This window comes from Sorangium aterium (assembly GCF_028368935.1).
Classification (GTDB): Bacteria; Myxococcota_A; Polyangia; order Polyangiales; family Polyangiaceae; genus Sorangium; species Sorangium atrum.
Genome location: NZ_JAQNDK010000002.1, coordinates 1,561,771 through 1,580,883, shown reverse-complemented (window position 1 = coordinate 1,580,883; position 19,113 = coordinate 1,561,771). Strand labels below are relative to the sequence as shown.

Here is a 19,113-nt window from a genome sequence, read left to right as displayed (position 1 = left end):
GGCTGCCTCGCCGCCGCGCTCGCGATGCCGGCGCGTGACGAAGGCGGCGCGGCGGCGAGCGCCCACGCCCACGTCAGGACGAGCTACGTTGTACCCCGATCCGCGGCGGCGCCAGCGCTGGGCGCTTTCGCTCTCTCGAAAGGAGACCATGGAGACCGCCAGAGCAGAAGCCGCCCCCGCAGCGGGCGTGAGCGATCTATCGACGCTGCCAGGGCCGCGGAGGCTGCCGCTCCTCGGCAACCTTCTCGAGATCCGGCCGACCCAGTTCCACCTCACGCTCGAGGGCTGGAACCGCAAGTACGGTGATCTCTACACCTTCCGGCTCGGCCGCACGCCGGTCGTCGTCGTCGGCAGCGCCGAGCTCGTCCAGCGCATCCTGCGCGAGCGGCCGAAGGAGTTCCGTCGCTGGAGCCCGCTGCAGGAGCTCATCGACGAGATGGGCTTCGGCGGCGTCTTCTCGGCCGAGGGCGACCAGTGGACGCGGCAGCGGCGGCTCGTGATGAGCGCGTTCACCCCCGGGCAGCTGCGCGAGAGCCACGGCACGCTCTCCACGATCACCCGCCGGCTCCGGGAACGATGGCGCGCGTCGGCCGCGCGGGGCGCGCCGGTCGACGCGCGGCGAGACCTCGCCCGTTACACGGTGGATGTCACCACCGCCGTGGCGTTCGGCCTCGACATGAACCTCATCGAGCGCGGCACCGACCCCCTGTCGCACCAGCTCGAGACGGTCTTCGCGTCGCTCAACCGCCGCATCTTCGCGCCATTTCCGTACTGGCGGCACGTCAAGCTGCCCGCGGATCGGGCGCTCGATCAGGCGCTCTCGGAGGTGCGCACGCGGATGCTGGACATCCTCCGGACGGCGCGCGCGGAGCTCGACAGGGATCCGGCGCGGGCCGCGGCGCCTCGCTCGCTGCTCGAGGCGCTTCTCGTGGCGCGCGACGCCGACGACCCGAAGGCGCGGCTGTCGGAGCAGGAGGTGCTCGGCAACGTGCTCACGCTGCTGCTCGCCGGCGAGGACACGACGGCCGACACGATGGCCTGGATGCTCCACTTCATGGCCCTGCGCCCCGACGTACAGGCGCGGATGCGGGCCGAGGTCGACGCTGAGCTGGGTGACGTGGACCTGCCCGAGAGCCCGGAGCACGCGCAGCGGCTGCGCACGATCGGCGCGGTCGTGCAGGAGACCCTGCGCCTGAAGTCCGCCGCGCCGATCCTGTTCATCGAGGCCTGTGCGGACACGGTCGTCGGCCCGCTGCGGCTCGCGGCGGGAGCGCGGATGATCCTGCTGACGCGGCAGATCGGCCTGAAGGAGGAGCACTTCCACGACGCGGCCTCGTTCGTCCCGGAGCGCTGGCTGACCCCGCGGCCGGCGGGCGCCGGCAAGCACGATCCGCGCGCCGCCCTGGCCTTCGGCAGCGGCCCGCGGGTCTGCCCCGGGCGCGCGCTCTCGATGGTCGAGAGCGCGATGGTGGGCGCCATGGTCGCGCGCGACTTCGATGTATCGCTGGTCGACCCGGCGCGGCCCGTGAAGGAGCTCCTCGGGTTCACGATGAAGCCGGAAGGGCTGTTCGTCCGTTTCACCCCCCGCCGCCGCTGACGTTCCATCGAGCCTCGTTCCGGGGCAATGCTGGGGTGGATCCCACTGGCCGAGGCGCCCTGAGCCGATCCGGACAAGACGTGCATACCTCCTTCCAATCCGCAAGACTGCGCTACCTCCTGGTCCTCGGCGTCGCCGTCGTTTCCTTTGCGCTCGGATGGTTCCTTAAGCCATCCGTCCGCGTCGCTGGCTTTCCGGAGATAGGGGAGCTGCAGCCGTTCACGAAGAGAGGCTGCACCAAGGTGGGAGCGCCATTGACGGAGCTCGGGGCGTTCTCGGAGGCCTCGCTCCGCTACTCGCCCGGCGACAGCGCGCGGCTCCAGGTGGTGGCCTTCCGCCGCGCAGGCCCGGATGCGGAGCTGCTGCAGCTCGACGCAGGCGAATACGATGACGAGTTCGACGCCAGCGGGGAGGTGTTCAAGCTGCGCTGGGATGCCGCGAAAGGCTGGCAGGTCGGCGACTGTCACGTGGTCGTGAGGTACTGGCCTGGAAGGCCCTGAGCCGGGCGTCGCGCTCATCCCGCCGAGTCGAGCGGAAGTCTCACGCGACCTACAACGATTTGCACACGACTGGCTCTCCTTGCCGGTAAGCGCATGCCTCTCCTGCTGCATTACGTGCACCGCTCTACTTTCGCAGCGCAAATCGTCGCCCTCCGATTCGCCCCTTCGCGCCGAACAAAGCTGGACATGCCGCGATGATGAATTAGAGTCGCGCGCCAATGCACAACCGCTCCGACCAGTTCACCAAGAGCTTGCTGCGGGACGGGCTGAGCCTCGTCTCGGCGGCCGAGACCGAGGTCGAGGTGCTGGCGGCGACACAGAAGATCGATGTCTACAGCGTGCCTGATCCCGCGCGGGCGTCCGAGCGCGCCGCCATGGGCCTGCTCGGCGAGCTCTCGGCGGAACCGAGCCTGTTCGAGCCGTTCCACGGCACGCCGAGCCTTCGTCAGGTCCGGCAATGCCTGCGCAAGCAGCTCACGTGGCACCACGAGCTCGAGCGCCGCGCCCGCTCTGCAGCGCGCTCCGTTGCGCCGGACGAGGACACGGACACGCCGCCGCAGCCGGCGGTCGCCTTCCCTGCGCTGGTCGTCATCGGCCCCGGGCGTCCTGAGACGGTGCTCGACGCCTACCGGTGCGAGCCGGTGCAAGCCGGCGTCTACCACGCCGTACCGGGCCTAATGATGCGGGTGGTGGTGCTCGCGGAGCTGCCCCGGACGCGTACGACGCTGCTGCTGCGGCTGCTCGGCTCGGGCCGCCGCTTGCGCGAGGCACTGACGGATCTGGCGGCACTGCCAGACGATACCTGGGAGAAGAGCGTCGCCACGCCGCTGCTGGTACACTTCCGGCACGGAATCCAGGAGCCGACGACCGACGAGGAGGACGATGTGAGCGCAGAGATCCGGGCGTGGTTCAAGGAGTACGAGCAGAAGCTCCGCGCCGAGGAGCGGAAGGAAGGTCGTGACGAGGGGCGCGCGGAGGAGGCGGCGCGTGCCGTGCTGACCGCGCTCCGGGTCCGCGGCATCGCCGTGCCGGACGCCGCGCGTGGGCGCATCCTGGCCGAGAAGGATCCTGAGATCCTGGAGCGGTGGCATGAACGGGCCATCGTCGCAGCATCGATCGCCGATGTGCTCCCGGACCTGAGCTGAGCGATGGCAGCCGGCGGCAGACTGCCCAGCTGCTAGTCCCCCTTACCCCTTTCGGGGCCGTCCACCGAACCCCCATCGGCCTCTGCCGCCTCTCGAGCCACCCGTGCCCCACGCCGTCATCACCTCCCCCAGCGCCGCCGCCCGCCTCGATCGGGCCGTGGGTTGGCTGCGCCGCCGGCGCCCCGCGGAGCGCGTGCTCCTCGTCGGCGCCTCGGTCGAGGCCGTGAGCGAGCTCGCCCGCGCGTCGATCCGCGGTCGCCGCGCCACCTTCGGCTGGCACCGGCTCACCCTGGGGCGCCTCGCCGCCGCGCTCGCGATGCCGGCGCTCGCGGAGCGCGGCCTCGTCCCGGCCAGCGCGCTCGCCATCGAGGCCCTCTGCGCGCGCACCATCGACGGGCTCGCGCAGGACGGGTTGCTCGGCCGCTTCGCCCGCGTCGCGGATCGACCCGGGCTCCCGCGCGCCGTCGCGCGGACGCTCGAGGAGGTGCGGCTCTCCGGCGTCGCGGCGGACGCGCTCGCGCCGGCCGATCTCGACCGCATCGCCCACGCGTTCGACGCCGCGCTGGACGACGCGGGGCTCGCCGATCGCGCCATCGTCCTGCGACTCGCGGCCGAGCGCGCCCGTGCCGCGGACGACGGCGATGCCCGCTCGCGCCACCCGCTGCTCGGGCTGCCGATGCTCCTGCTCGACCTGCCCGTGCGGTTCGCGCTGGAGCGCGAGCTCCTCGAGGCCGTCGCCGCGCGCTCGCCGGACGCGCTCGCCACCGTTCCGGCCGGCGACGCCGCGTCGCTGCGCCACCTGCAGGCGGCGCTCCGATCGCCGCCGCGGCGGGTCTCGCTGACCGCGGTCTCGGCCGCGCACGACGGCGCCGGCGCGGGCAATGGCGTGGACGACGGCGACGACGACGGCGCGGGCGACGAGCTGCCGCCGGTGGCGCCCAGCACCTCGCTCGCGCGCCTGCAGGAGCACCTGTTCGATCCGCTGAACGACGAGGCCCCCGGGCTCGGTGACGAGGTCGAGATCCTCTCCGCACCCGGCGAGAGCCGGGAGTGCGTGGAGCTCGCGCGCATCGCGCTGCGCGAGGCCGCCCACGGTGTGCCGTTCGAGCGGATGGCGATCCTCCTGCGCGCGCCCGAGCAGTACCGCGCGCACCTCGTCGAGGCGCTGCGCCGGGCCGGGATCCCCGCGCACTTCGCGCAGGGCTCGGTGCAACCCGACCCGGCGGGCCGCGCATTGCTCGCGCTGCTCGCGTGCGCCGCCGAGCACCTGTCGGCGTCGCGCTTCGCCGAGTACCTCTCGCTCGGGCAGGTCCCCGACGCGACGCCCGCGGGCGAGCCGCCGCCCGCCGCGCCCGAGGCCGACCGCTGGGTGCCGCCAGACGACGACCTCTTCCCCGAGCTCCTGCGCGGCAGCCTCGACGAGGCGCCTCCGGACGACGACATGGCGGGGGAAGATCTCGGGTTCGATCCGCCCGGGAAAAGCTTCAATCCGACGACCCTCAACCCCGGTCCGACGGCTCCCAACCCCGGTCCGGCGACCCTCAACCCCGGTCCGACGGCCCCCAACCCCGGTCCGACGACCCTCAACCCCGGTCCGACGGCCCATCCCCCCGATCCGACAGCCACAACCCCCGATCCGACAGCCCACCCCCCCGATCCGACAGCCCAGGGCCGCGACGCCCCCGTGCACGACGGCACCCTGCGCGCCCCGCGGCGCTGGGAGCGCATCCTCGTCGACGCGGCGGTGATCGGCGGGCTCGATCGGTGGGAGGCGCGGCTCTCCGGCTTCGAGCGGGAGCTCCGGCTGGAGCTCGCACGCGCCCCCGAGGATCGCGACGCCGCGCGCATCGCGCGGACGCTCGCGGACCTCTCGGCCCTGCGCGCCTTCGCGCTGCCGCTGCTCGCGGCGCTGCCCAGCCCGGGCGAGCGCGCGACCTTCGGCGAGTGGCAGCGCCGCCTCTCGGCCCTCGCGACGCGCGCGCTCCGGCGGCCCGAGCGCGTGCTCGCGGTGCTCGCCGAGCTCGCGCCGATGGCCCACGTCGGACCGGTGGACCTCGGCGAGATCCGCCTCTGCCTCTCGCGCCGCCTCACCGACCTCGTGCTGCCACCGGCCGCCCGCCGCGACGGGCGCCTCTTCGTCTCGCCCATCGAGGGCGCCCGCGGGCGCTCGTTCGACGTGGTCTTCGTCCCCGGGCTCGCCGAGCGGATCTTCCCGCAGAAGGTCGTCGAGGACCCGATCCTCCGCGACGCCCTCCGACGGGCGATCGCCGGGGGCGACTCGGGCCTCGACACGAGCGACGACCGCGTGGCGCGCGAGCGCCTCGCGCTCCGGCTCGCGGTCGGCGCGGCCCGCCAGCGGCTCGTCGTGTCGTACCCGCGCGTGGACATGGATCAGTCCCGCCCTCGAGTGCCTTCGTTCTACGGCCTCGAGCTCCTGCGCGCGGCCGAGGGCAGGCTGCCCGGCTTCGGCGAGCTCGAGCGCCGCGCCGAGCAGGGCGGCGCCGCGCGCATCGGCTGGCCCGCGCCCGCGCGGCCCGAGGACGCCATCGACGCGGCCGAGCACGATCTCGCGCTGCTCGAGACGCTCTTCAGCCTGCCGGAGGCGCAGACGGTCGGCACCGCGCGCTACCTGCTCAACGCCAACCCCCACCTCGCGCGGGCGCTCCGGTTCCGCGCGCGGCGCTGGATCCCTGGCTGGACGACCGCCGACGGGCTGTTCAAGCCGATCGCGGAGGCGCGCGAGGCGCTCGCGAAGCACGCGTTCGAGCGCAGGTCGTTCTCGCCGACCGCCCTCCAGCACTTCGCCGCGTGCCCTTACCGCTTCTTCCTCTACGCCGTGCACAAGCTCGCCCCGCGCCCGGCGCCCGAGGCGATCGAGGAGCTCGATCCGCTCCAGCGCGGCCGGCTCGTGCACGACGTGCTCTACGAGGTGCTGGTCGCCCTGCGCGACGCGGGCAAGCTGCCGCTCGGCCTGCCCTCGCTCGACGAGGCGCGGGCCGAGCTCGATCGGGCGCTCGACCGCGTCGCCGCGCGCTACGCGGACGAGCTCGCGCCGGCGATCCGACGCGTGTGGGATGACGGCATCGCGTCGGTGCGGGCCGACCTCCGGGAGTGGCTGCGGCGCGCCGCGGAGGACCGCGACTGGGAGCCGATCCATTTCGAGCTGTCGTTCGGGCTGCCGCGCCGCCTCGCCATCCGCGATCCGGGGAGCTCGGACGCGCCCGTGGAGCTCGACTGCGGCGTCCGGCTCCGTGGCTCGATCGACCTTGTCGAGCGGAGCGTGTGGGGAGCGATGCGGGCCACCGACTACAAGACAGGCAAGGCGCGGGCGCCGCGCGACGCGGTCGTGAGCGGCGGCGGCACGCTCCAGCCGGTCCTCTACGCGCTCGCGCTGGAGAAGCTCATGCCCCCGGGCACGCAGGTCGAGTCCGGGCGGCTCTATTACTGCACCTCCGCCGGCGGGTTCACGGAGGTGCCGATCTACCTGGACGCGCGGGCGCGCGACGCGGCCGCCCAGGTGGCAGGGATCATCGGGGACGCGATCGACAAGGCGGCCCTCCTGCCGATGCCGGCGGAGGGGGCATGCGCGCAGTGCGATTACCGGCCGGTGTGCGGGCCCTACGAGGAGCTCAGGACCGGGAAGATCAAGCGGCGCGACATCGAGCCGCGGCGGCGTCTGGAGCAGCTCCGCCGGCTCGCGTGAACGCGCGTGTCGCACGGAAGCGTCGCCCCCAGGCGGCGGCCCCCGATCGCCGCGGGCGTCGCCGGGGATGTATACACTCCACCATGCACAGCAAGATCGCTTTGCCCTGCGCCCTGCTCGCGCTCGCGGCGGCGGGCACTGGTTGCAATCTCATTTTCGGCATCGAGCCTGGCACGGAGGGCGCGTCCTCCGCTTCCTCGACGACGACGAGCACCGGATCCGGGGACGGTGGCTCTGCCCAGACGACGTCGGGCGCCGGCGGTGACGGAGGTGATGGCACCGGCGGTGACGGTGATGGCGGCGACGGCGCCGGCGGCAGCGCCGGGGGCACGCCCTCGTGTCCCCCGTCGAGCTGCGCCGCGGGGGAGTGCCCCGTAACGCGAATGCCAGGAGAGCTCGGCTCCAACGTGAAGGGGATGGCGGTCACGCGGGATCTCGTGCTCCTGGCCAACAACCAGGCCATCGTCGCCATCCCGAAGGACGGCGGGGCCGCGCGCACGCTCCCGGGCACCTACGGGTTCGGCGACACCGCCTGGGTCACCTACTCGGGCGGGCAGCTCTCGTGGATCAACTGGAGCAACGGAGACGTGCTGGGGATCTCCATCGAGCCGCCGAGCTCCAGCCCGATCCAGATCGCGCAGGTCCCCCTGCAGGAAGGCGAGCCGGCGGCCACGGCCTTCGGCCGGATCGCCTCCTTCGGCGACAGCGTCTACTGGGCGACGCAGTCGCCCGCGGCCGTCTGGCGAGCCAAGGCCGACGGCAGCCAGGCTATCGCCGAGCTGGTCGCCTCCAGCGACCGCCCGATCGGCGTCGCCGTCGACGCGACGCACGTCTACTGGTCGGACTACTTGGCGCGCCAGATCCTGCGCAAGACGAAGGACCCGCTTGGCGCCGCCGCCGAGGTCTTCGCGGAGACGAATGGCAACCCGACCGAGCTGGTCCTCGCCAACGGCGTCGTGCACTGGGTGACCGACAACGCCGGCGCGATCCAGTCGAAGGCGACGGACGCGGCGCCGAGCGCCCCGCCCTTCACCACGACGGTCGACACGCAGGCCGTCGCCAAGTCGCTCACGGTGGATGACGAGTTCGTCTACTGGACCGTTTACATGAACAGCGAGGGGCAAGGCGAGGTGCGGAGGGCACACCTCGGCAAGGGCGACACGGTCACCCTCGCGACCGGGCAGCCGTACTTCTTCGAGATCGCCGTCGACTGCGGATCCATCTACTGGAACGTCAACGACCTAGAGGCCGAAGAGGAAGGCGTGGTGTTCCAGATGCCGAAGCCCTCGAACTGAGCACCTCGTCCCCCGCGTCTGCGAAGGATTGCACGCTTCCGAGCCGCCTGGCAGGCGCGGTGGCTACGCGGTGCCCTCCGCCTCTTCTTTTCTGGGCCACGTGAACCGGAACGTCGCGCCGCTCTTGCCGTCCGACTCCACCGACGCCCGACCGCCGCGGCTCTCCACGATCTTTCGCACGATGGCGAGGCCGATCCCCGTGCTCTCCACCTTGTCCCTCGCCTGCAGCGTCTGGAACATCCCCCACACCTTCTCCTGGAACGCAGGCGCGATACCAGGCCCGTTGTCGGTCACGGAGACCTCGACCCTGTCGCCCTGCTCCCGGGCGGACACGGAGACCGCCGCGTCCTCGCGGCCCGCGTGCTTGAGGCCGTTGGTGATCAGGTTCATGAGCACCTGTTGCAAGGGCACCCTGTAGGTCCGCAGGGTCGCCGGCGGCACGTCGAGCGTCACCCGCGCGGGCGGCCTCGGGGCGATGAGCTCGACCACCTCCCTCGCCAGCCTCTCGAGGTCGACGCTCTCCGGCTTCTCGCGGAACCTCGTGGCGCGGGAGTAGGCCAGGATCCCCTCGATCAAGGCCTCCATGCGCCGCACGCGCCCGCGCAGGAGCTCCATCTGATGGCGCGTGTCCTCGGTGAGCTTGTCCGAGAGGTCCTCCTCGATCCACTGGGCGAGGCTCGCGATGCCCCGGAGCGGCGCCTTCAGATCGTGGCTCGTCACGTACGCGAACTGGTCGAGCTCGGCGTTGGTCCGCTCCAGCGCGCGGATGAGCGATTGCGCCTCCTGGAACCGCCTCGCGTTGTCGATCAGCAGGGCGACCCGGTTGGCGAGCTCCTCGGCGAGCGCGACGTCCGCCTCGCTGAAGCGACGTCCCGACTCCGCGTGGACCAGCGTCAGCGCGCCGATGGTCCGGTCGCGCCCCCGGAGCGGGACGACGACATACGACCTCAGCCCGAGCGACCGGATCAGGCGCAGGTGCTCGGGGCTCTGCGCCGCGGACTCGATGGCGGCGTCGGGGATGTCGGCCATCCACTCGGAGCGGCCGGCGCGGATCACCGCCGGCACGCCCGCCGGGGCGTCGGGCCGGGGCGGGTCCATCGCCCTGAGGCGCTCGGCGAGCTCGATCTTCGCGGGATCGCAGTGATGGACGGCCACGCGCTCGATGGAATCGCCGTTCAGCATGTCGACCGCGCACCAGTCGGCCAGGGTGGGGACCGCCAGGTGGGTCAGCTGCGTGAGCCGCGACGCGACGTCGAGCGAGCCGGAGAGCGCGGCGCCCGCCTCGCTCAGGAGGCGGAGCGTCGCCTGCTGCCGCTCGAGCTCCGCCGCGAGCATCTCCGCGCGCGCCCGGGCCTCGCGCTCCCGCTCGAGGAGGCGCGCCCTGTCCAGCGCCGACGCGCACTGCGCCGCCACGCTGAGCAGGAACTCGCGCTCTTCGGGGCTCCACGCCCGCTCGTTCGCGAACGTGAACGCGAGCCCGCCCAGCAGCGCCGCGTGGGCGACGATCGGCAGGACGGCGAGCGCCTTCACGTCGTCGCGGACAGGCCGCAGGGCCGCGAGCTCGGGGTACGCGGCGTGCAGGCTTTGCGTCGTGTCCACCCAGATGGGGCGGCGCTCCCGGAGCGCCTCCGAGAGCGGCAGTCGGGCGTCGAGGTGCACCCGCGCGTAAGGGCTCGTGCGCTGCTCCTCGAGCCCCGCGTGGCCGACGAGCGTCGCGACGCCTGCCGCCTCGTCCGCCGTGTACACCATCGACGTCGAGGCGCCGAGCACCCGGTGGATGTCGCTCACGACGGCGGCGGACACCTGCTCGACCGTCACGACGCCGCTCAGCGCGGTGCTGACCGCGAGCAGCGCCTGGGTGAGCTGGGCGCGGCGATCGAGCTCCTCGACCCGCCTCGTGAGCTGCGCGGCGAGCTCGCCGCGCTCGGCCTCGACCTGCTTGAGGCGCGAGATGTCGGCGAACACCGAGATTCCGCCCTCGAGCTCGCCGCCAGGCCCGATGATGGGCGCGGCGCTCCCGAGGACCATGCCATACGTGCCGTCGAAGCGCTGAATCCGGGTCTCCTCGCTCTCGATGACCTGCCGTGCGGACATCGCGCGGGCCATGGCCCAGTCCTTTGCCTCGTACGGGCGGCCGTCCTCGTGGAAGGCGCGATAAAGCGTCCAGTCGTTGATCGATTCGGTCGAGGCGCTGCCGGCCCAGATGCGCTCCGCCGCCCGGTTGTGCAGGACGAGCTTCCCGGAGGCGTCGCAGAGGATGACGCCGTGCGGGCTGTGCTCGAGCACGGCGTCGAGCCACCCGCGATCCCGGGACCCCACGGCGCGGAGCCGCTCGAGCTCACGCTTGAGGGCCTCGAGATCCGTCGTATCGACGCGGGCGGCGGGCCCGGGGGACGGGCCGGTGTGCGCGGAGGTTCTCATAAGATGATGGCCACCGGCGCCTCGCGGAAGGCCGAGGCGCCGGGCGGGCGGACGTCGCTTGGAGCTTACGCGCATCGATGGCGCGGCGGAAGGCGGCGCGACCCGGCCGAGCGGGTTCCTCAGCGCGCGGCGCGCGTGCGGCTCGGCGCACGCGTCGGCGCACGAGATGTCCGGCTTCCTGGCGGCGTATCCGGGCGCCTTGTCCGGTGCAGCACAGGCGCGGGCGGACGGCGGCCGACTGCGTCACGCCCTCGCGCGGGCGAGTGCCCGAGCGGGTCCTTGGGATCCTGGTCGATCGCCGGGCCGGCCGCTGCGCATCGGCCGGGGTCGACGCCGAGCGGGACTGCGACTCTCGCGGCGATCCCGCAAGGGGCGCAGGAGCTCTCGGGGAAATGACGATGCAGGCTTAGGGCTCCACCTCGCTCACCATCCTCGCTTCCCGAACCCAGATGTTCGGGGCCGATAACCGGCAGGTGAGCGCGACAGCGCGCCGGTGTCGGGCCAAGGAGCAAGCAATGATAGGCAATCGTTCAGGTCGCCTCATGGCGATCATGTTCGCTGGAAGCTTTGTGCTCGCGGGGGCCGGCGGCTGCATCGGCAGCAGCGATGACGCCGAGGCGGATCGCGATGGAACGGCTGGGCACGAGAGGGCCGGCACGGGCCCCGACGGCAGGAGCCACGGACAGACGGGCCGAGACGGCGCGCGAGGCGCCGGCGGGAGGGGCGGTCGAGCGCAGGCCGGCGGCAGGCAGGGAGGCCGCGAGCAGCCCGGCCATCAAGGCGGCAGGCAGGGCGGCGAACGGGCCGGCGGCCAGCGCGCCGGCGACAGGCAGATGTGCGGCGAGCAGGCCGGCTATCAAGGCGGCAGGCAAGGAGGCCGCGGACAGAGCGGCAGTCAGGGCGGCAGGGAGGGAGGCCGCGGACAGAGCGGCGCGACGCAGCAACCGTCGGACGCGGAGCTCACGATGCTGATCTCGTTCATCCACCAGAAGGAGGTGGATCTGTCGCAGATCGCCTTGGACAAGGCCGAGTCGCCGGATGTGAAGCGCTACGCCGAGCAGCTCATCGAGGAGCAGTCCCAGTCCGAGCAGATCGGCGCGGGCTCGAGGGGTTCAAGGTTCAAGATGGAGTCGTGCCCGCGCTGCCGAGAGCTCGACAAGAGCTCGACCGAGGTGAGCGGAGCGCTGGAAGAGGAGGAAGGCGCCGAGTTCGACAGGGCCTTCATCTGGTCTCAGATCTCCTTCCATCGCCGCGCCCTCGAGCTCCTCGACACGCCGCGCGTCGCGAACGCGGAGAACGCCGAGATCCGATCGCGCGTGGAGGCGATGCGAGCGGACGTCGAGCAGCGCCTGACAGAGGCCGAGCAACTGTTCTGCTTGCTGCTCAACGAACAGCGGGCAGGCGGCCAGCAGCAACGCGCTCAGCAGGAAAGCAGCGAGCCCGGCCAGCAGCAACGCGGCCAGTTCGGCTGGGCGCAAACCGGGCAGCAGCAGGGCATCCAGCCTGGCCAGCAGCAGGGCATCCAGCCTGGCCAGCAGCAGGGCATCCAGCCTGGCCAGCAGCAGCAACGCGGCCACCAGCAACGCGGCCAGGTCAGCCAGATGCAGCCTGGCCAGCAGCAGGGCGCCCAGCTCGGCCAGCAGCAGCAACGCGGCCAGCAGCAACGCGGTCAGGTGAGCCAGGTGCAGCCCGGACAGCGGCAGGGCACCCAGCTTGGCCAGCAGCAACGCGGCCAGGTGAGCCAGGTGCAGCCCGGCCAGCAGCAAGGCAGCCAGCTGCAAGGCCCCCAGGCCTACGCGCAGCGGCAAGGGGAATCGCAGAAGTCCCAGTAACATGGCTTCATGTCCCGCAGGGCGGCGGCGACGGCGCCTGCTCGCGGCCTCCGCGAGCGCCAAGCTCCCCGAGCGCGACCCCGCCTACCCGATCCAATAACGGCGTCCATGGTCTCGTGACCGCGATGGCGGGCGAGTAGGCCCCTGCCCGCGGTCGCTCAGGCGAGCCGCGCGCGTCAGGGGTCGATCCACGTCCACGGGAAGTCGACCTCCACAAGCGTGTCGGCGCCGTCGAGCACGTCGACGCTCTCGACGCGCACGATATCGCTCATCGGATCTCCGTCGAAATCCACGAGCCAGACGTCGACGTCATAGTACCCCTCGGAGAGGCCGTCGATGGTGAGGCCGAGATCATCGCAGTCCCCCACCGCGTCGACGACGAGGAAGCCCGCCTCGTCCTCGACGCTGACCGCGACCCCGCTCACGTCGTGATCGAAGCACTCCCACGGGTCGTGGCTGCCGTCGATGGTCAGGGCGACGGTGAGCGAGCCGCGCGTGAGGTGATCGTGGTCATCGTCATGATCGACGACGATGCACCCCGTGAGCGAGGCAGTGGCGAGGACGCAGCCAGCGAGACCGGTGAGCACCTTCGAAAGTTTCATGGGGGTCGTCTTCCTTTATCCAAGTCTGGCGCTGTCGCGCCGATGCGCGGCACGGCAGCAAGCGCTATACCAGCGAGCGGCGCGCTGCGATGCGCCGGCGGCGCTCCGCCTTCGCCGGGTGGCACCGCAGTTGCTCCTGTGAACCCCCCATGGAGATGAACGTGCCAGTCCTCGATATTTCCTCCCCCAGAGCTGCGGCGCGCGCTCAGCAGCGCAGCAGCAGGCTCGCCGTGCTGGCCGCGCTCGTTGCGCTCGCGCTCCTCGGCGCGACCGGGTGCGTGGCAGAAGTCCACACAAGGGCCGCAGCGCCGGCGCATGCGACCGTCACGTACCAGGAGTTCGCGGTGTACGAGGAGCCGGTCGTTCACATCGCAGCGGCGCCGGTCCACGTCGAGGCCTACCCGCGCGTGTACTACCGCGGGACCTACGTCTACTATGTGGACGGCCGCTGGTACTACCCGTCGCACCACGGCTGGGTCTACTACCGCGACGAGCCGCGCGCCCTGGTCCGCTACCGCGTCGACTTCGAGCGACACGGCCATCATCACCATCACCACGTGCACCGCCCAACCACGGTCAGGCCGGCAGCGACGGTCCGGGCGGCGGCCACGGTCCGAGCGGGGGCCTCGGTCAGGCCGGCAACCTCGGTCAGACCGGCAACCTCGGTCAGACCGGCAACCTCGGTCAGGGCGGGGGCGACGGTGACGGCAGGAGCCACGGTCAGGCCGGCGACTCCGGCGAAGCCAGCGAAGAAGCATCGTGTGGAGCGTCGACGGCACCACGTGGAGGAGAGGCACCCCGAGCGCTGACGGCCGTCTCCTCGTTGGCACAAACGTTGCGCATGTACCAGCGACGCGGGGCGTCGCATGACCGCGCTCCCCTCGGGGGCGCCTCGGCCCGCACGCGGCTCCTGCCTCCCCCGATCCCCTAGCCCGCCCTTCCGCTACCCACCCTTCGCGGCGTCGGCAAAGGCCTTCCAGGTCGCCTCGGCCGCGCCCACGCAGGCGCGCGTCCCGTCGCGCACAATGGGCGTGCGGAGCAGGAGCGGATCGTCGACGAGGAGCTCCGCGATCCGCGCCTCGCTCGGGCCGAGGTGCTGGAGGCCCCGCTCCTTCACCCGCGCGCTCTCCGCGTCGTAAAGCGCGCGCACGCCGCCCACCGCGCGCGCCACGCTCGCGAGCTCCCCCTTGGAGAGGCCCTTCTCGCGCAGATCGACGAGCTGCACCTTGATGCCCCGGTCGGCGAAGAACCGCTGCGCCGCCCGCGTCGCCTTGCACTTGGCCGTGCCGAAGATCTGGATCATGCGCGTCGCTCCTCGGTGAAATGGCTACCTCTCCGCTCCGGAGGGCAGCGCGGGCGCGGAGCATAGCAACCGTTGCCCGGACGGCGCAGGGCCAGCGGCGCGCAGGACGCTCCGCGTCGTTCCCGAGACGCTTCACCCCGAAGCGCCCTCGAAACGCTTCGCCCCGAAGCGCAGCTCAGCAGCGCCGCCGCGCGCGCGGGTCGATTCTTCCGACCTGCGGTGCCGTCCGCTGCCGTCTTGGATCCATCCGCCCCGTCGCGGCCGCTCCACCAGGTGGCGACCTCGCTTCGCCCTACGAGGCCGCCCGCTCCGGTCTCGCCCCCCTCCCCCCGCCGGACGGTCCCGGCATACCGCGACCTCGCCGTGTCCCCCTCCGAGGCCGCCCGTGTCGGTTCGAGGGCGACCCCCTCGCGAGGCCCTCCGCCATTTCGTCACGTCGCGCCCTCCGGCCCCCCTCCCCCGCGCGGTCGAGCGTGACGCGGCCGCTCGCCCGGCAATGTATGCTCGTCCGGCAACGCCCACGCGCGCGCCGCCATCCCAGGACAACGAGAACGCGCCGCGCCGAGCGGGGCAACAACACCGAAAAACGTCGGTAAAATGCGCCATGTCGACGGTCGATTCGTTTTCCTATTTACGTCCTCGGCGGTTAGGATATCGAGGCGCATCGATGATCGTGCCCCCTCACACCCTTCGCGGTCGGGTACGACGCAGCGGCAACACTGGAGCGCATTGAATGAGGTTCCGTCCCTCGCTCTCGACGAGCGAGTCCGAATCGAGTCATCCCGTTTCCATCGCTTCCGCGGGCGGACGCGCGGGCGAGCGCGCGCCGGCTCGGCGTGCGAAGGCCGCCAGCTCGCAAGCCACGCTCGGAGCGACCGAGCTCTACTTCCGGTCGCTCGCCGGCAGCCAGCCGCTGACGCGCGAGGGCGAAGTCGCGATAGGCCGTCGTATCGAGGCGGGCACGCTCGCCTGCTTCGAGGCGTGGGTCCGGTCGCCCGTCGCCCTGCGCGAGCTCGCCTCGACGGCGGAGGACGTCCAGGTCGGGGCGCTGAGCCTCCGCGATCTGCTGTGCGAGGCCGACGCGGGTGATCCCGAGGCGGACGCCTCCGCGAAGCGGCTCGCGGAGCTGCTCGGGCTCGCCCGCTCGCTCCTCGGCCGGCAGATCGCCGAAGACGGCGTGGAGACCGCCCTTGCGGGCCTCGCCGCAGGCCTCGCCGAGCTGCGCCTCGATCCGACCTTCGAGGAGCGCATCGAGCGGAGCCTTCGTGCAGCAGCGGCCGAGGCCGACAAGGCCGAGCGCGCCACGATCGAGGCCACGCTCGCGGCGATCGCCCGGGGGCGCCGCGCCGTCGCCCAGGCGAAGTCCGAGCTCGTCCAGGCGAACCTCCGGCTTGCGGTCGCCATCGCGCGGGAGCACCAGCGCTTCGGCGTCCCGTTGCTCGACCTTGTGCAGGAGGGGAACCTCGGCCTGATCCGCGCCGCCGACAAGTTCGAGTACCGCCGCGGCCACCGCTTCGGCACCTACGCCGCGTGGTGGATCAAGCAGGCCATCAAGCGGACGATCCTCAACCAGGGAAAGCCCGTTCGGATGCCGGTCCACCTCACCGCGATCCGGAGCCAGGTGGTGCGCGCCCGGCGAGATCTGGTGCAGGAGCGGGGGCGCGAGCCTTCCGTCGAGGAGATCGCGGAGCGCAGCGGCCTCACCGTGGAGAAGGTGCGGGTGATCAGCGAGCTCGCGCTCGAGCCGCTCAGCCTCGACGCCCCCGTCGGCGAAGAGGGGGATACCCGGTACGGCGATCTGCTGGCCAACGACGAGCCCACGCCCGCGGACATGCTGGCCCGGCGCCGCCTGATCGAGCAGACGCGCGAGCTGCTCGACTCGCTGCAGCCGCGCGAGCGCGAGCTCCTGCGGCGCCGCTTCGGCCTCGACGGCAACGAGGACGAGACGCTCGAGGAGATCGGGCAGTCGTTCTCGCTGACGCGGGAGCGCATCCGTCAGATCGAGGCGAAGCTGCTCGAGAAGCTCCGGACGCGCTCGCGGCAACGAGAGCTCGGCTCCTATCTCGAGGGGTGAGGGCGCGGGTAGCGCCGGCGCGCTTCAGCAGCTGTACCCGACCGCCCCGCCCAGCCGGTGAGACGAGCCGTTCTCGTACGCGACCTCGACGTGGTTGGGCACAAGGGCGACCTCGAAGATTATGCGCCACTGCACGGGCAGGCCGGGGCCGAGGGCCACGCGCGCGCCGAACGCGCCGCCGGCCTCGGGGAGCCTGTCGCTCAACGTCCCGGCGAAGAAGTAGACCGGCGTGACGGGGGACCGAGCGTGTAGCGCGCGACGCGCACCTCGCCGTCGAAGCCACGACGATCGTCAACGTCGGTCGAGCCGGCGCTCGCCGGCGCTCGCCGAGAGCCCGCGGAGAGGTACGGAACCCACGACGCGCTGTCGGGCCGGTAGACCCGCACCAGCCGAGGAGCAGCCTGCCCTCGAGGACCCGCACGCCGCTGCCCGCGCGCGCACCGAAGGCGAGATCCATCTGAAAACGCCGCATCGGATCGGCGAGGGCAGCGCCCGGGGCGAGGGCGCCGGCCATCCCTGACACGGCCGCGAGCTTCCACGCGGCGCGCGTCCCTGTCGCCCGGTCCCGATCTGACCTTGGCCGTCGCTGCCCCAGCAGAACACCCCGCCCTCCTCGTCCTGCGCGGAGGTGTGCTCCCGCCCGGCGGCGAGAGGGGACCGCGCGCATGTCGATCGCCGCCCGCACCGGCACGGAGACCAGGTTGGTTTTCCTAGGAGCCGAGCTGGCCGCTCTGGTTGGAGCCCCAGCACACGACGCTGCCGTCGTCGAGCAGCGCGCAGCTGTGGCGCCTGCCGGCGACGACGGCCCTCGCACCGGCAACGCTCTCGAGGAGGGTGACGCCGACGACCTCGACGACCTCGTCGGCGCTGTCGAAGATGGGCCCGCCGCCGCTCTGGCCGTTGAGGTCCCAACCCCAGCACGCCACCTGTCCCGTGCCGAGCGCAGCGCAGCTGCGGCGTCCGCCCGCCGCCCCCGCCGCAACGTCGGTCGCGCCGCGCACACCGTCCTTGCGGGCGGCTCCGTCTCCCCGGTACCACACCGTGCCTAGGTGCATCTTACCGTGTTCCCGCGGCTTCTATCGCACGCTCTGGCTCGGCCACGCCAGCCGACGTTCCCGCCCGGTGCACGACAACCGGGTAAAAACGCCCGTTCCAACAGCACCTGACACGGATTGAGCAGGCAAACGACCCTACCCAAACGACCCGGGTTGCGTCGGCCCCGGCCCCAAAACGCCCCAAAACGACTGACCTAGGTTGCATCGCGACCAGGTGGCCGCGGCCGGGAGTGCGGCCGCGGCTACCCGGAATGACTATCCCATGGGTTCGCCTTCCGATAGGAATCATCCCGCTCGGCCAACCATAGCGTACAGCTCGCTGCCTCTGACGCCGCTTCCTACGCGTTCGGCACCGCCTGCAGCCGTACGAAAGGGTATACCGCAGCACGCCGCTTCGGCCGTCCACACCGCCGGCCCCAGACGGACGCGCCCCACGACAAGGCGCGGATGCCCTTGCCCGTCCTGCCCGCCTCCCTGCCGCGCCGCTGCTAACGCTCTACACCGTGAGCACGACGTCGGCCACGCTGGCGCCGTGAAACGTGCGCATCCACCACGTCCCCGCGGGGAATACAGCGCTGCGCACGCCGGCACACCATCGTTCGAGTGCCGCACGGTACGACGCTCGAAACGCACGCACAGCGGCACCTGCGATTCGCCACGCGTCCCCCTGATTGCGACCAACCGCAAACGTCGGATTGCCGTCGCGCAGCGGCTCGAAGCTCGTCACGCGCTCGTAAGGGGACACCCTACTGGCCCTCTCGGCGCCCAAGAAGCGAAGTCCTCGTCGCTGCACCTCCGCGCGGGCCCGCGCTTCCTGTCGCTCGAGCTCGGCAGAGACATCCTGGCGAAAGCTCTCCGCGCTGTCCTGCCCGATGGCCGGCGGAAGCGCGAGCGAGACGGTCACCTCCTCGGGCCACTGGGGGTTTTCCGGGTCGAGATACACCGAAGGCCGTGCCGCGCGCAGCACGCCGCGACCGAGCTCGTCCACATTTACCTTGGCGCCCGGCCACTCGCGAGCATGCTGCACCAGGCCAGCGGCGACGGGATTCGCCATGACGTAAGCAATCTTCTCCACCACCGCCGCGCGCGTCAGCAGCCGCACCACGCTCGTGGCCTCGTGGTCCCACACGGGGCCTTCCCACCCGCGAAGCACCTTCGTGCCGAGCGCGACGATGCGATGGAAGAATTGCAAGAACCGCGGCAGGACGCCCCTCGTGTCTGTCACGACCAGGTGCAGATGCGTTGACATGGCGCAGAGCGCATGGACCTCGATGCCGTAACGGCGGGTCGACACCGCGAGGACGTAGACGAGGAGCCGGGTGATTGCCGCGTCCGGGCGGAAGAGCAGGTGCCGGCGCAGGACGCGACGGGTGATGAGGTAGGTGGCTCCGGCAGCGATCTCGCGGGGCTGGCTCATGACAGGTGCACCATGACAAGCTTTGTGCCACGGGTTTTCGTCAATCATTTCGCTGCTCGACCAAGCTTCGCGGGTGGCGGCCGCCTGGCGGTCCGCCACCTGAGCTGGAGCCGTTGCCTACTCCCCAGCCTGACCTGGGTTGCTGTTAGTCCGACCCAGGTCGGAACGC

Annotated in this window: 15 protein-coding genes; 8 read left to right on the top strand and 7 right to left on the bottom strand. The window is 72.0% G+C overall.

Annotated features, from left to right (window positions below):
* Positions 1 to 148: 148 nt before the first annotated feature.
* The 5 genes from POL72_RS20990 (at position 149) to POL72_RS20970 (ending at position 8,240) form a co-directional block, all read left to right on the top strand.
* A complete protein-coding gene (locus POL72_RS20990) occupies positions 149 to 1,597 on the top strand; it encodes a cytochrome P450 (RefSeq protein WP_272097263.1) in 1,449 nt (482 codons plus the stop codon).
* A 254-nt stretch (positions 1,598 to 1,851) separates the two neighbouring features.
* A complete protein-coding gene (locus tag POL72_RS20985; RefSeq protein WP_272097262.1) occupies positions 1,852 to 2,097 on the top strand; it encodes a hypothetical protein in 246 nt (81 codons plus the stop codon).
* A 218-nt stretch (positions 2,098 to 2,315) separates the two neighbouring features.
* Positions 2,316 to 3,242, top strand: a complete 927-nt coding sequence (locus POL72_RS20980; protein WP_272097261.1) for an RpnC/YadD family protein — start codon at positions 2,316 to 2,318, stop codon at positions 3,240 to 3,242.
* A gap of 103 nt (positions 3,243 to 3,345) precedes the next feature.
* Positions 3,346 to 6,945 (top strand): PD-(D/E)XK nuclease family protein, encoded by a 3,600-nt coding sequence (locus POL72_RS50980; RefSeq protein ID WP_272097260.1) that lies wholly within the window; start codon positions 3,346 to 3,348, stop codon positions 6,943 to 6,945.
* 83 nt (positions 6,946 to 7,028) lie between these two features.
* A complete protein-coding gene (locus POL72_RS20970) occupies positions 7,029 to 8,240 on the top strand; it encodes an ABC transporter permease (protein WP_272097259.1) in 1,212 nt (403 codons plus the stop codon).
* Positions 8,241 to 8,303: 63 nt separating this feature from the next.
* Here the strand turns inward: POL72_RS20970 and POL72_RS20965 are convergent, their stop codons facing one another.
* Positions 8,304 to 10,661 carry a GAF domain-containing protein gene (locus POL72_RS20965; protein WP_272097258.1) on the bottom strand — a complete coding sequence of 786 codons (2,358 nt, stop codon included), beginning with the start codon at positions 10,659 to 10,661 and terminating at the stop codon, positions 8,304 to 8,306.
* Between the two features lie 530 nt (positions 10,662 to 11,191).
* Positions 11,192 to 11,521, bottom strand: a complete 330-nt coding sequence (locus POL72_RS20960) for a hypothetical protein (protein WP_272097962.1) — start codon at positions 11,519 to 11,521, stop codon at positions 11,192 to 11,194.
* Here POL72_RS20960 and POL72_RS20955 point away from each other — a divergent pair.
* Positions 11,495 to 12,493, top strand: a complete 999-nt coding sequence (locus tag POL72_RS20955; RefSeq protein WP_272097952.1) for a DUF4142 domain-containing protein — start codon at positions 11,495 to 11,497, stop codon at positions 12,491 to 12,493. The genes POL72_RS20960 and POL72_RS20955 overlap by 27 nt on opposite strands.
* 176 nt (positions 12,494 to 12,669) lie before the next feature.
* Here the strand turns inward: POL72_RS20955 and POL72_RS20950 are convergent, their stop codons facing one another.
* Positions 12,670 to 13,095 carry a hypothetical protein gene (locus POL72_RS20950; protein WP_272097257.1) on the bottom strand — a complete coding sequence of 142 codons (426 nt, stop codon included), beginning with the start codon at positions 13,093 to 13,095 and terminating at the stop codon, positions 12,670 to 12,672.
* Between the two features lie 161 nt (positions 13,096 to 13,256).
* On the opposite strand from POL72_RS20950, the gene POL72_RS20945 reads away from it, so the two are divergent.
* Positions 13,257 to 13,904, top strand: coding sequence for a hypothetical protein (locus POL72_RS20945; RefSeq protein WP_272097256.1), 648 nt, complete (start codon positions 13,257 to 13,259; stop codon positions 13,902 to 13,904).
* Between the two features lie 134 nt (positions 13,905 to 14,038).
* On the opposite strand, the gene POL72_RS20940 is transcribed toward POL72_RS20945, so the two are convergent.
* Positions 14,039 to 14,398, bottom strand: a complete 360-nt coding sequence (locus POL72_RS20940) for an arsenate reductase family protein (protein ID WP_272097255.1) — start codon at positions 14,396 to 14,398, stop codon at positions 14,039 to 14,041.
* 733 nt (positions 14,399 to 15,131) lie between these two features.
* On the opposite strand from POL72_RS20940, the gene POL72_RS20935 reads away from it, so the two are divergent.
* Positions 15,132 to 16,472, top strand: a complete 1,341-nt coding sequence (locus POL72_RS20935; protein WP_272097254.1) for a sigma-70 family RNA polymerase sigma factor — start codon at positions 15,132 to 15,134, stop codon at positions 16,470 to 16,472.
* Positions 16,473 to 16,496: 24 nt separating this feature from the next.
* Here POL72_RS20935 and POL72_RS20930 read toward each other — a convergent pair whose 3' ends face one another.
* From POL72_RS20930 to POL72_RS20920, 3 genes are all read right to left on the bottom strand, one after another.
* Positions 16,497 to 16,676 (bottom strand): hypothetical protein, encoded by a 180-nt coding sequence (locus tag POL72_RS20930; RefSeq protein ID WP_272097253.1) that lies wholly within the window; start codon positions 16,674 to 16,676, stop codon positions 16,497 to 16,499.
* Between the two features lie 506 nt (positions 16,677 to 17,182).
* Positions 17,183 to 17,527: an RCC1 domain-containing protein gene (locus POL72_RS20925; protein ID WP_272097252.1), complete on the bottom strand. Its 345-nt coding sequence runs from the start codon at positions 17,525 to 17,527 to the stop codon at positions 17,183 to 17,185.
* Between the two features lie 496 nt (positions 17,528 to 18,023).
* Complete coding sequence (locus tag POL72_RS20920) at positions 18,024 to 18,944, bottom strand: transposase (RefSeq protein WP_272097951.1); 921 nt, start codon at positions 18,942 to 18,944, stop codon at positions 18,024 to 18,026.
* Positions 18,945 to 19,113 lie beyond the last annotated feature (169 nt).

Coding starts and splice junctions, on each gene's coding strand:
- POL72_RS20950 (WP_272097257.1), bottom strand. CDS start 13,095: ATGAAACTTTCGAAGGTGCTCACCGGTCTCGCTGGCTGCGTCCTCGCC.
- POL72_RS20980 (WP_272097261.1), top strand. CDS start 2,316: ATGCACAACCGCTCCGACCAGTTCACCAAGAGCTTGCTGCGGGACGGG.
- POL72_RS20940 (WP_272097255.1), bottom strand. CDS start 14,398: ATGATCCAGATCTTCGGCACGGCCAAGTGCAAGGCGACGCGGGCGGCG.
- POL72_RS20935 (WP_272097254.1), top strand. CDS start 15,132: ATGAGGTTCCGTCCCTCGCTCTCGACGAGCGAGTCCGAATCGAGTCAT.
- POL72_RS20925 (WP_272097252.1), bottom strand. CDS start 17,527: ATGCACCTAGGCACGGTGTGGTACCGGGGAGACGGAGCCGCCCGCAAG.
- POL72_RS20920 (WP_272097951.1), bottom strand. CDS start 18,944: ATGAGCCAGCCCCGCGAGATCGCTGCCGGAGCCACCTACCTCATCACC.
- POL72_RS20955 (WP_272097952.1), top strand. CDS start 11,495: ATGTGCGGCGAGCAGGCCGGCTATCAAGGCGGCAGGCAAGGAGGCCGC.
- POL72_RS20970 (WP_272097259.1), top strand. CDS start 7,029: ATGCACAGCAAGATCGCTTTGCCCTGCGCCCTGCTCGCGCTCGCGGCG.
- POL72_RS20965 (WP_272097258.1), bottom strand. CDS start 10,661: ATGAGAACCTCCGCGCACACCGGCCCGTCCCCCGGGCCCGCCGCCCGC.
- POL72_RS20990 (WP_272097263.1), top strand. CDS start 149: ATGGAGACCGCCAGAGCAGAAGCCGCCCCCGCAGCGGGCGTGAGCGAT.